The following is a 14,217-nucleotide window of genomic DNA, read 5'->3' on the forward strand; positions in this document are numbered from 1 at the left end:
CAAGGGGACAGGAGATGAAATTATGAAAACAAAAAAAATATTATCAAGCATTATAATAACTTTTCTATTTTTATTATTCTTTTCAATGTTGATTAGTGCAACAGAAACTAACAACAATGATTTTTATAAGGGAGAATTCTTTGTTGGTTTTGCAGAATTATATTTTGGAGAAAATAACTTATCTGGAGATATTGAACTCATTGAAGATAGTGATCGATTTCAGGAAAAAGTTGATATGGGGAGAATTAATTTTTATCTTCGCGGCAAAATTAGAGGTAAATACTTAATTACTGCCTGGCTTGATACAGAAGAACAAAGTTTAGGTGAAATTTTTAAGAATTTGGGTGATCGTAAAGTTAACACTCCTTTTGAAAAAATAGATGCAGAAAAATATTACCCTGTTTACGGTGATGATTCTTCTGTGGTTTCCGAGATTGATACAGCAGGTAAATTATATTTAAAATTAGAATCTGAAGAATTAAATGCTATATGGGGTAACTATAATTTAACTTATAACAACAATGAATTAATAAATCTTAGAAAAAATATTTATGGTGCAAATATAAATTATCAAAATGATCTAGCTATTAATACACACTGGTATCAACCTTTTTCAACTCAGACTAGAGATGAGTTGGAGTTAACAGGGGGTATATTATATTATTTGAGGCAGGATGATTTAATAGCAGGTAGTGAAAATATTAAATTAGAGCTGAGAGATTCCAGTACAGATAGGGTTTTAGAAAGCATAAATTTAGTTGCTGGCAGAGATTATGAAATTAATTACCTGCAGGGAAGAATTATTTTAAAAAGAAATATAAAAACTTTAAGAGATAATGGTTTAATAAAAGATAAAGATGGAGAAAACAAATATTTTATGATAGTAGATTATCAATATGATTATGATAGTAGTGATAACCAGCAGAACAATTATGGTTTAGAAACAGAATATAATATTACAGATAATTTATCATTAGGTGCTAATTATCTGGAAGAAAGTAATGATGAAATAAACGAATACAGTCTTTGGGGATTAAATTTAATTTATCGAACTCCTGAAGGCACTTTATTTAGAGTTGATTATGCAGAATCTGAAAATGCAATCACCGATAAATATTTTTCTGATGATGGTGGGATAAGTTATCAAAAGATAAATCTTAATGATGATGAAAAAGCACAAGCCTGGAATATTGAATTTAATAAAATGCTGGCCGAGGAACGAGACCTAGAATTAAAAACTTTTTATTCTAATAAAGAATCAGGCTTTAACAGCGGGAGCCAGTACTTAGAAAATGATAAAGAAAATTATGGTCTGGCTCTAATTCAAGATAAAGAGAGAAAAGAGAATCAGGTATCATATGAAAAAGATATAAGTGGAGAAAATGAAACGGATATCTATAATTTGAGATTCTGGAGACAGCAAACTGAGCAAAGAAGCTATGAACTTGAGGTAGAAAATAAAGTTAAAACTGCAGAAGATAAAGAAGATGCAAGAACCCTAAATAGTGCCTTTGGTTTTGAGCAGCAATTTGATAGTGGGAACAGAATTTATGGTAGTCAGCAGTTTACATTATATAAAAGTGATGAAGCTGAAAGAAATAACATAACAACCTTAGGTGGAGAAATAAAGAGAGAAAAATGGCGCTACAGTGCTGAAGGTAGTGTAGGCGACAAAGAAAAAATACTGCTTGGAGCAGGATATATGCTCAATGAAAATAGTGAAATATATACAAATTTAGAAAGAGAGTATAAAGATCAGACTTCAACAGAAACTACTTTTGGAGCTAAGAGTGAATTAACAGAAAAAACCACTGTAAGTGCCGAGCATAGAATATTTGATAATGAAAATAAAAATGAGACAAGTAATGTTATTGGTCTTGATTATTTAGCTTCTGATAATCTTGTTCTTGCATTTGATTACAGTCGCAGTGATGTAGAAAGAGATAATTCTGAAGATTTCAAGCGCGACATTATTGGTGGAGCTGTAAATTATACGAAAAACAACTTCAGAACATCTAACAGGATTGAATATAGAATTGATGATAAGGTTCAAGATTTTGAACAGATTGTTTTCAAATCTAATTCAAAATGGAGATATAATGATGAATTTAATTATATCTCAGAAATAGAATATTCAAAGGAAAAAGAAGATAGTGAAGACCGCTATTTTGAAGGTACTATAGGCATGGCTTATAGGCCGATTGAAAATAATAGATTAAATTATTTATTTAAATACACATACTTGGACCAAAAGAATTACTTAAACCAGGATTCTATTCCAGAACTGGGAGATTATGCAGCTGAGAAATCACAGATTTTTTCCTTAGATTTAATCTTTGAATTTAATCCAAAGTGGCAGCTCACAGAAAAAATAGCTTATAAAAATTCTGAAGTTAAACTTCATAGTTCTGAAGATAGCTGGGCAAGAAGCGAAACTTATCTCTGGGTTAATAAATTAGATTATACTTTAAGAGATGATTTCAATCTTTTTGTAGAATATCGGATACTGGAAAATAAATTGGCAGATGATAGACGAGATGGTTTCTTGCTTGGAGCATATAAAGATTTTGATAACAATACTAAATTGGGAATCGGATATAATTTTACCGACTTTAATGATGATTTAACTAACTTAAGTTATGAAGCAAAAGGCTGGTTTGTCAATTTGATTAAAGCCTGGTAGATTATAAAATCCGAAGATATATAAAATGGTTTAAAGAAAGAGGGGAAAAGCATGAAAATTAATAGTAAAAATATATTAACTATTTTAATAGTACTAGTTATGATATTTACTCTTAACTCAGCAGTTATGGCACAGAATGGTGGAGTAACTATTGAGCAAACTATACCAGATGAGATATATCCAAATGATGATCTAGGGCAGGAGTATGTGATATCAATAACTAATGACTCTGGAGAAGAAATTGATAATCTAGAGGTAGTACTGGATATTGCAGATGGTTTTATTTTTGATGAAGATAAGATAAATTCAATTACAATAGAAGGAAATACAGTATCTGATTATACAGTATCTGAGGATACTAATAAATATACAATATCTTTTGAAGAAAATGACATTGATGATATACCACTAGCAGATGGTTCAAGTCTGGAGATTGATTATAAACTTTCTACAGCTGATGACTTAAATGATCAGGAAAAAGACCTTGAGATAACTTTTAAATATGAAGATGAAGATAATGAAAGACAAGAAGTAACAGATACAGAAAACCTTAATGACAGAATTTTATTTGGTGAACTAGATATAGATTTATCTTTAAACCCTCAGCCTATGCATAGAGGTGGCGAATTTACAGTTACAGCAACCATTACTAATGAAGGCGAAGGGAAGCTATTTAATACTACTCTAACACCTAATCAGAGTTCTGGTTTTAGTGAACCTTTATTTGATGATGGAGATGGAGATAATTATAATGAAGAAAATTGGCCTGAATATTTAATACCAGAATTAGAAGCTAACGATACTTATACATTTATTAAATATACCTATACTGTTGTTGATAAAGAGAACTTTGAAACTTTAGAGCTTAAAGCTGAAAATCCTGCGACAGAGGTTTCTGATGTAACTGAATCAGCTAACTTTAGATTTAATCCACGGAAGCCATTTATAGAGATAGATCCTCAAACTGATCCAGCAACAATTGATTTTGATACTTCAGAAGAGATTGATATTGAAATAACAAATACTAATGTAGGTGATGGTCCTGCCAGGGATTTTAAGATTAATACTAATATTCCTGCATCTTATGATGTAATTGAGCTTTCAGAGGGTTGGTCATATGCAGATGGTGTATTTACTTATGATGCAGAAAATTTTCCTCCAGGCGAAAATGATGAAGGCTATTCTGAAACCCTATCTTTTAAGTTACAGACAGATGACCCTTTAAACCAAAGTGCTGGAACAATAACTTTGCAGGCAGAATACACCGATGATGAAGATAATCCATTTAGTAGGCCTTTTGAGACCTTTGATTATAATGTTACAGGAATTCCGACTCTGAATATTGAAAGCACAGCTTCTACTACAGCGGATCATGGTGATACTGATCGGATGTATTTAGGAGAAAATATATCTTATGAATATACTTTGTCTTTAACAGAAATTGATAGATTTGCTGATGATGAAGACATTGTTGTTGAGTTAACTGAATTTGATGATGATAGATTAACTATTTCAGAAGACACACCAGACCCTGATGCTGGAACTTTCAATAAAGATAATAAGACCTGGACTTTATCTAAAGATGATTTTTTGGATAATGGAGAAGTTCAAAATTTGTCTATCAAAATGGATTTTGAAATAACTGAAGATATAAATAATGCTAAAAGCATTGTTACAACTACTGCTAATGCCAGTGGTAAACTAGAACTTACTGTTGACGAGGAAGATTTAATAAGTATAAATGATACAACATCCGATTCATTTTACCTTCAAAGCAGGTATGAGGAAGTAAAATTAGGCGAACAGACTAAAGAGATAGATAATCTGCCGGATGAAGGTAGTTTTGATTACACCAGAACTGATGATAAACATAGGGTGGAGTATATTGTAAGTTATAGCTTTGAAGAGAATTCTGCTGGTACCTGGACAGGGAGCATTATAACCGATGATATGGATAATGATCAGATTTATAATGACGATGATGGATTTATTCAATATTCAACTGATGGTGGTTCGACATGGGAGGATGTTCCAACAGTCAATATTATTTCAACAGAAGGTGATTTACAGTTTGAGCTTGACTTTCTAGCAGATGACGATAATTTTGATGATGATGATGTCGCCGGAGAGACTGTCCATTTTAGATATAAACTTGAAGTTACTCAAGCAGGAGATATTGATTCCTGGACTACCCTTAATCTAAATGGGGTTAATGGTTCAACCGAGTTTTATCAGGTTGTCAGAGTTCCTGTAAGTGGAGCTTCTGCCAATGTTAGTGTTGAGGTTCAAAAAGATGCCAGTAGAGCTAATGATATAGATAGAGGAGAATTAGTAGATCTTGTAATTAATGTAACTAAGAATCCTTGGTTGATAGACAATTTGATAGTTGAAGTTGATCCTGGTGGTTACACTTATATTGATTACAGTGATATAAATGACTTATATATAGAAGTAACTGGCTTTAAAGAGCATGATCCAGAAATTTCTTATGAAGATGGAATATTTACTTTTAACTTTACTGGTGCTGGAAAATTTAAAGATGAAGATCTTGGTACTATAAAACTAAATAATATCGCAAAAGATTGTTCTGATAATTTCAAAGCTAGTGCAGACATATCGTATAAACACGGGCTTCACAGAGATGCAGTTGAAGATGACTTTAAAATAGATGAACCTATTGAAAAAACTAGCAATTCATCTGAGCCTACAATCAAAAGAAAATCAGATTTAATAATAAGAGCAGTTAATCCAGTTATTGTTGACGAGAAGCAAGTAACCTGGGAAATTAATGTTACCAATACTGACATTGGAACTGCTCGTAATGTAGAATTTATAGGAACTTTTGGAGAAGTTTTTGCTTATGAATCATCAAAAATAGAAGGAGTAGAAGCTGAACTCTCAAACTCAAATGATGAATATACATGGGATTTGGATGAAATTGAATCTGGTACAACTAAGACAATTGAAATAACAGCAGACATAACTGATGCAGATAGTAGGGATGATTTTCTTGAAGAAGCCTTTGATTCCACAGTCAAATGGTATACAGCTGAGGTTAATGGTCAAAAGGAAGAATGTGGTGAAAATGATAAAGGGTTTTTCCCAAGATTCGTTGAACCCAGTCAAGATACAGATATGACAGTTAGAAATAATTTAGAATTACCTTCAGAGCTTAATATCTGTGATGAAGGAAGACTTGAAATAATTATTAAAAATAGAGGAGAAGTAACAAATTACAATGTTGAAGTCATTCAAGATTTTTTAGATACAGGTATAAGTTATGATAGTGATAAAGATATTGAAGTTGACGGAACATCAATTAATTCAAATGGTGATCCTGAGATTATAAATGATGAGAGCAAATTAATCTTTGATGAAGAATTGATATCTGAACTTAATGAAATGAGTCCAGGAGAAGAAGTGAAAATTAGTTTTGGAATAAAGACCGGTACTAATTTCAATGATAATAATATCGTTCAGCCTACAGTTAATTGGAATCCACCTTCTTATTACGATCAAGATGACCAAGAAAAGTCTAGAGGAGGTAGAGAATATGCTATTCCACGGATCAGACCAGAGATTAATCTTGAACTTAAGGGAAGAAATGAAAGTATAGATGAGACAGAATTTGTTGATAATCCTGCTGCGTTTGCTGGAGAAGATAAAGTTCTCTGGAGATTTGAGATTGAAAATGTCGGCGATGGAGAAGCAAAAAATGTCAGGTTGAATAGTAGTGATTTTGGCAATGATGTTGAACTTTATAATGATGAAGAATTAAGTAGTAATGGAATAACAAATGAAAATGGCTACTGGGAGATAGAAAATATTGCTGCCAATGATACTAAAACTTATTATCTTGCATATGTAGTACCTTCAGATAGTAATGACACTGTAGAATTTAATGCTAATGTAACTTGGGGTTGTGAGGATGATGACAACAGATTGAACAGTCCTGGTGATCCAGATGATTATAACATACTCACTACAGTTCCTGCTATTGATATCGATCACTCAGTAGAAGAACTAACCAGAAAAGACGGTACAGTTAGAATTACTTTAGAAAATACTGGTGCACCTATATATAATCTTGAAATAAATTATAATCTTGATGAAAGATACCAGCTCAAAAAAATTGCTGAATATGAATCTGAATTAAATAATGAAGATACAAGTTCAGCTAATACCTGGACTGATATTGAAGGGACTGATGATGAACCTTCCACAGGAACTGACGATGATAGTTTTGTTCAAGGTGGTTCTGCAGATGATTTAACCTGGAATTGGGATGGCCCGATACCAGCCGGAACTCATAAAATCACTTTTGAATTAGTAGATTCTGGTGAGAATAAAGTTGATTTAGATGCTGCAAAACTAGAATCAAAAGTTACTGCAGAAGTTTATGATATAAATGAAGAATCAATTATATCGAATGAAGATATTTTAAATATAACACCGGAAATAGTTAATCTAACTGCAACTATGACTCCAGAACAACAGGTCATATCAGATATCAATTTGGATGAAAATGTTGAGTGGGATATCACTGTAGAGAATGAAGGTAATGCTCCTGCAGAAAATGTCAAGATTGAGTTAGATCTTGGTGATGGTTTCAAAAGTACTGATTCTGATATAAACTACAGTTTTGAAAATGATAATGAGCCTATTGAATTTGATGATAATGATTTTAAAATTGAAAATGGAAAATTAATCTGGGAAAATCTTGACTTTGGAGATTCTGATCAGATAGATATTAATGTTACTACAAAAATGAATGCTACTGGAGACCATTCTGCCCAATTAAACGCAGAAGAGATTTCACCGCATACTGGAGCTACAGAAGACAGTATTGAAGAACAGTCTGCTTATGCTGCTGCTTTTTTACTGGAGAAAGAAATAACTGATGAACCAGAGTCAAGCTATTATACTCCAGGCGAGAAAGTAGAATATACTCTGACCATGAACTTTATTGGTGAGGTTGAATATGAGAGCTTCACTTTAGAAGATATTTTGCCAGATGGTCTTGAGTATATTGATGATAGTCAGAATAAACCTGGTGATTGGACTTTTGAGCAGGATGATAAGAGTTTATCCTGGGATATAAATGAGTTGGATATATCTGATTCAGAAAATGAAAGGTCAATAAATTATCAGGCAATAATTGTAAAAGATGGAGATGTTAGTAAAGGCAGTAATGTTGAGAATACTGCTAAAGCAGAATTTAATATTGAGTATGGAGATGGAATAAAAAAAGCATATGATAGTGATGAATTTGATAGTCTAAAAGCTTCTGAAGAATTCAGATTTCAGGAACCAAAACTCACTATTGTAAGAAGTGCTGAAAATGAGAATACTAATATAGTTGCTGGAACAGTTATAAATCACACTATTACTGTTTCTAATGAAGATGGTGATCAATACTCACCTGCTTATGAAACTAAAATAATCGAAACTATTCCAGAAGGTTTTAGAGATAAGGCAGAAAATATTAAAGAAACAGTTGCCATAGAAAAAAATAATGAAAGTTTAGAAGAAGATACAGATTTTGATGTTAGTTATGATAGTGATAGTGGTGAGTTAACTATTACTTTTGAAGATACTGATAAAGGAACTCTTGAACCTGGTGAAGAATTCATAATAACATTCAATTCTGAAGCTAATAATGCAGAGAATATTGAATCAGGAACTGAATATACCTTTAGCGCTGAGATTCAAGAATATTATTCATTAGAGAGTAATACAGAGGATGTTGAAGATTACCCCGATGAAGTAGTTAAAGCAGAAATAACATTTAATGCCACTAGTTCTGTATTTGAGGCAACTGCAGACAAAGAAAATGTTGCTCCAGGAGATTTAGTTACATTTACACTTGAATTTGAAGTCCCTGCAAATACAACCATTAATGAATTTGCTCTAAGTGGAGAACTCCCAGAAGGATTGGAGTATGAGGGTAATGTTTCTGGACCGGGAACTCCTGAAGATAATGAGAATGATAATGATCTTGGCCAGTGGGATGTTAACACAAGTGGTGATCCAGAAGCTGACGGTCAAGATATAATTTTTGATGCTAACGAAGCTTCTATAACTAATGATACAGATGAACCTTATGAATATGAAATAACATTTGATGCCAGGGTCTTGAATATAAGTTCAATACAAAAAAGCACAGATTTAAATGCGAATTTCACTTATGAATATAATGAAAATCAAATTGAAGATAGTGTTGAACTTTCAGTAATAGAACCAGAACTTGAAGTGAATAAGAGCTTTGAAGAAGACAGCTATGAAGCAGGAGACACAGTAGACTATACTATAACTATCAATCACACGGGCGCTTCAACAGCAGATGCCTATGATGTTGTAATAGAAGATGTAATACCAGAGGGCATGAGTTATGTTGAAAACAGTATGACAGATGATTACGATGATTTGAATATTACAGTAAGCACAGAGAATGATGATGAGAAGTTAATTTGGGAGATTGAAGAGATTGGTAAAGATAGCTATGGTACAGGAAATGAAATAGAGTTGACCTATCAAGTTACAATAGATGACAGTGTAGAGCCTGCAGAAGTGTTAACCAATGAGGTTGAGCTTACCTGGACATCACAACCTGGTGACGATAATACTGAGCAAAGAACAGGTATTGAAGATGATGAATTAAATGATTACATCCAAACAACTGAGACTGATCTTACTATCAATGATGCTATTGATATCAGTAAAGAAATAACCAGTACAGGAACTGAATATGCAATTGGAGATACCGTAGGCTATAGAGTAACAATAGACCTTATTAAAGGAACAATTCAGGAAGGCTTAAAGGTTACAGATTTAGTTCCTGAAGGTTTGAAATCAGATGGTTTCACCTTAAAAGACGGTAATGGTGATAATTTAGAGATATCAAATTATCTAAGTGATGATGATATAACTGATAACGAATTAGTATTCAATGAGATTGTTAATTCAGCTGATAATGGTATAGCCGGTGATGAGATACAAATTGAATTTGATGCAGTAGTTGAAAATATTGAAGCTAATCAAAATAATGATGAAATAGGAATTGCTTCTAAACTGATTTATACTGATGGTCAAGAGATCGAAAATACAATAACTTCAGAAGATCAAGCAACTATAAGAATAATTGAACCAGATCTTGAAGTGAGTAAGGACTTTGGAGATGGAAGTTATGAAGCAGGAGATACAGTAGAATATACAATAACTATCAATCACACAGATGATTCAACAGCAGATGCCTATGATGTTGTAATAGAAGATGTAATACCAGAGGGCATGAGTTATGTTGAAAACAGTATGACAGATGATTACGATGATTTGAATATTACAGTAAGCACAGAGAATGATGATGAGAAGTTAATTTGGGAGATTGAAGAGATTGGTAAAGATAGCTATGGTACAGGAAATGAAATAGAGTTGACCTATCAAGTTACAATAGATGACAGTGTAGAGCCTGCAGAAGTGTTAACCAATGAGGTTGAGCTTACCTGGACATCACAACCTGGTGACGATAATACTGAGCAAAGAACAGGTATTGAAGATGATGAATTAAATGATTACATCCAAACAACTGAGACTGATCTTACTATCAATGATGCTATTGATATCAGTAAAGAAATAACCAGTACAGGAACTGAATATGCAATTGGAGATACCGTAAGCTATAGAGTAACAATAGACCTTATTAAAGGAACAATTCAGGAAGGCTTAAAGGTTACAGATTTAGTTCCTGAAGGTTTGAAATCAGATGGTTTCACCTTAAAAGACGGTAATGGTGATAATTTAGAGATATCAAATTATCTAAGTGATGATGATATAACTGATAACGAATTAGTATTCAATGAGATTGTTAATTCAGCTGATAATGGTATAGCCGGTGATGAGATACAAATTGAATTTGATGCAGTAGTTGAAAATATTGAAGCTAATCAAAATAATGATGAAATAGGAATTGCTTCTAAACTGATTTATACTGATGGTCAAGAGATCGAAAATACAATAACTTCAGAAGATCAAGCAACTATAAGAATAATTGAACCAGATCTTGAAGTGAGTAAGGACTTTGAAGCTGGAAGTTATGAAGCAGGAGATACAGTAGAATATACAATAACTATCAATCACACAGATGATTCAACAGCAGATGCCTATGATGTTGTTGTAAAAGATGTTATACCAGAGGGTATGAGTTATGTTGATGAAAGTATGACAACATCAGTTGGAGATTCTAATATAATTACAAGTACAGAAGTTGATGATCAGACTTTAAACTGGAATATTGAAGAATTTGGGCAGGATGATGGTCCAGTAGAGTTGACCTATCAAGTTACAATAGATGCAGATGTTAGAGGTTCAATAGAACTTGAAAATCAATTTGTAGTAAACTGGGATTCACAGAGTGGTAATGTAGATGAACAAAGAGAATATAGTGAAAGCAGTTCAGTTATATTGACTACTATACCGGATTTAACTGTAAATGATAAATTAACGAATAATAACACACCGACAATTTCCGGTACAACAAATCCAGAACAGGAAGGAAGCACAGTAACAATAACTGTAGACGGCGAAGAATATACAGGAACAGTTGAAAGTGATGGCACCTGGTCGATAGAAGTAACAGATGAGTTAGACGATGGGGATTACACTGTGGATGCAGAGATTACTGATGAAGCAGGGAACAAAACAGAAGCTGAAGGTGACCTTACAATAGATACGGAGGCCCCAAGTTTAACAGTAGAAGACAAAGTTACCAATAATACAACACCGACAATCACAGGAACAACAGATGAGCCGGAAGGAAGCACAGTAACAATAACTGTAGACGGCGAAGAATATACAGGAACAGTTGAAAGTGATGGCACCTGGTCGATAGAAGTAACAGATGAGTTAGACGATGGGGATTACACTGTGGATGCAGAGATTACTGATGAAGCAGGGAACAAAACAGAAGCTGAAGGTGACCTTACAATAGATACGGAGGCCCCAAGTTTAACAGTAGAAGACAAAGTTACCAATAATACAACACCGACAATCACAGGAACAACAGATGAGCCGGAAGGAAGCACAGTAACAATAACTGTAGACGGCGAAGAATATACAGGAACAGTTGAAAGTGATGGCACCTGGTCGATAGAAGTAACAGATGAGTTAGACGATGGGGATTACACTGTGGATGCAGAGATTACTGATGAAGCAGGGAACAAAACAGAAGCTGAAGGTGATCTTACAATAGATACGGAGGCCCCAAGTTTAACAGTAGAAGACAAAGTTACTAATAATACAACACCGACAATCACAGGAACAACAGATGAGCCGGAAGGAAGCACAGTTGATGTTGTTATAACTGACGAAGAGGGTGATGAAGTCTTCTCAGGTGAAGCAACAGTAGACGAAGATGGCAACTGGTCAGTAGATGTTTCTGATGAAGATGAATTAGCTGAAGGTGATTATACTGTAGAAGCAGAGATTACCGATGAAGCAGGGAACACAACAAAAACTGAAGGTAGTCTTGAGATAGATACAACACCTCCAGGTCTAACAGTAGATGACAAAGTTACCAATAATACAACACCGACAATCACTGGTAGAACTGATGAGCCAGATGGTAGTGAAGTTACTGTTAGAGTTAATGGTAAAGAATATACTGCTATAGTAGAAGATGGTGGATGGAGTGTTGAGATACCTGAAGGGAATGAGTTAGCTGAAGGTAATTATACTGTGAATGCAGAGATCACTGATGAAGCAGGTAATACAACGACTTCAACTGGAAATCTAAGAGTTGATACAACACCTCCAGAACTCACAGTTAATGATAAGATAACCAATAATACAACACCGACAATCACAGGAACAAGTGATGAGATAGGTGGTACTGTAACCATAACTGTAGACGGCAAAGAATATACAGGAACAGTTGAAAGTGATGGCACCTGGTCAATAGATATAGATGATGAACTAGAAGAAGGAATATATGAAGTGTTTGCAGAAATTACTGATAAAGCAGGTAATACAACAAATGCTGAAGGCAGACTTGAGATAGATACAACACCTCCAGATCTAACAGTAGAAGACAAAGTTACCAATAATACAACACCGACAATCACAGGAACAACAGATGAGCCGGAAGGAAGCACAGTTGATGTTGTTATAACTGATGAAGACGACAATGTAATTTTTGAAGGTGAAGCAGTTGTAGAAGAAGATGGTAGTTGGTCTATTGATACCAGTCAGGAAGGTGATTGGTCTGAGGGGGATGATGAATTCCCTGAAGGAAATTATAAAGTTGAAGTAGAGATAACAGATGAAGCAGGTAATACAACAAAAGAAACTGGAGAGTTAGAAATAGATTTAACTGATCCAGAAATTGAAGTAGAAGATAAACTCACAAATAATAATACACCAACAATTTCAGGAACAACTGACGAACCAGCAGGAAGTACAGTTGATGTTATTATAACTGACGAAAACGGCAATACAGTCTTTGAAGGTGAAACAACAGTAGATGAAGATGGTAATTGGTCAATAGAAGTTGATGAACCTCTTGATGTTGGTAAGTATGTTGTTAAAGTTGAAATAACTGATCCGGCTGGGAATACAGCTAGTGATACTGCAGAACTTGAAGTCTATCCTACCAATATAAGGGTTAGAAAAACTGCAGCTGAAAAGCAGGTCTCAATTGGTGATTTCATAAGCTATAAAATTGAGATTATAAATGAAACTGATTTTGATCTAGAGTCTTTCACTCTTTATGATAAACTACCAACTGGCTTTAAATTTGTAGAAGATTCAGCAGTGATGTTTGCTGGTAATGGAAGTGAAATTGACCTTGTAACTAAAGGCGAGAACCTCATAAATTGGGATGATCTTGAGCTAGCTGCCGGGAAAAGCTTGGAGCTTAGATATACACTAGTTGTTGGTAGTGGTGTGGTCAGCGATAGCTATTATGTTAATGAGGCTTATGCTCAATTTAAAGATAAGTTAATTTCCAATGTTGCTGAAGCATCAGTCTTAGTTATTGATGATCCTCTCTTTAATACTTCAACTATAATTGGAAAAGTCTATCTTGATCAAAATGAAGACGGAATTCAAAATGAGGGTGAAAAAGGGCTTGGTGGAGTAAAAATTATTTCTACCACAGGTCAAGTTGTAGAAACAGATGAATATGGTAGATTTCATTTCATAATAGAACCTGGCAAAACTATTCAAGCAGCTCAGACTGTTGTTTTAAAACTTGATAAGAGCAGTCTTCCCCAGGGTGCAAAGATACTAAGCAAAAATCCGGTTATACTAAAAATATCAGAAGGATTAATGGAAAAAGTTGATTTTCGGATAAAACAAACTGAATAGTTGAAGATGATATTAAGAGTGGGATAGTTACTATCCCACTCTATTTTTAAATATTTTAAATTAATATTTTTTAGTATTTACATTAAAAAAGTTGCAGCTAAAAGAGCTGTTGTTGACTACGAATTTTAGATTATAGCGGGAAGAACTAAATTTTTATCTGAAAGAAAGGTGGT

2 protein-coding genes are annotated in these 14,217 nt (G+C 33.7%); both read left to right on the forward strand.

What is annotated here, in order from left to right; translation table 11 throughout:
- Positions 1-22 precede the first annotated feature (22 nt).
- Positions 23-2,683, forward strand: a complete 2,661-nt coding sequence (locus HALSA_RS01310; RefSeq protein ID WP_013404839.1) for a hypothetical protein — start codon at positions 23-25, stop codon at positions 2,681-2,683.
- Positions 2,684-2,734: 51 nt separating this feature from the next.
- On the forward strand, positions 2,735-14,044 hold the full coding sequence (locus HALSA_RS01315; protein WP_013404840.1) for an Ig-like domain-containing protein: 11,310 nt from the start codon (positions 2,735-2,737) through the stop codon (positions 14,042-14,044).
- The last annotated feature ends 173 nt before the right edge of the window (positions 14,045-14,217 follow it).

It is taken from the genome of Halanaerobium hydrogeniformans (assembly GCF_000166415.1).
Taxonomy (GTDB): domain Bacteria; phylum Bacillota; class Halanaerobiia; order Halanaerobiales; family Halanaerobiaceae; genus Halanaerobium; species Halanaerobium hydrogeniformans.

Coding starts and splice junctions, on each gene's coding strand:
- HALSA_RS01310 (WP_013404839.1), top strand. CDS start 23: ATGAAAACAAAAAAAATATTATCAAGCATTATAATAACTTTTCTATTT.
- HALSA_RS01315 (WP_013404840.1), top strand. CDS start 2,735: ATGAAAATTAATAGTAAAAATATATTAACTATTTTAATAGTACTAGTT.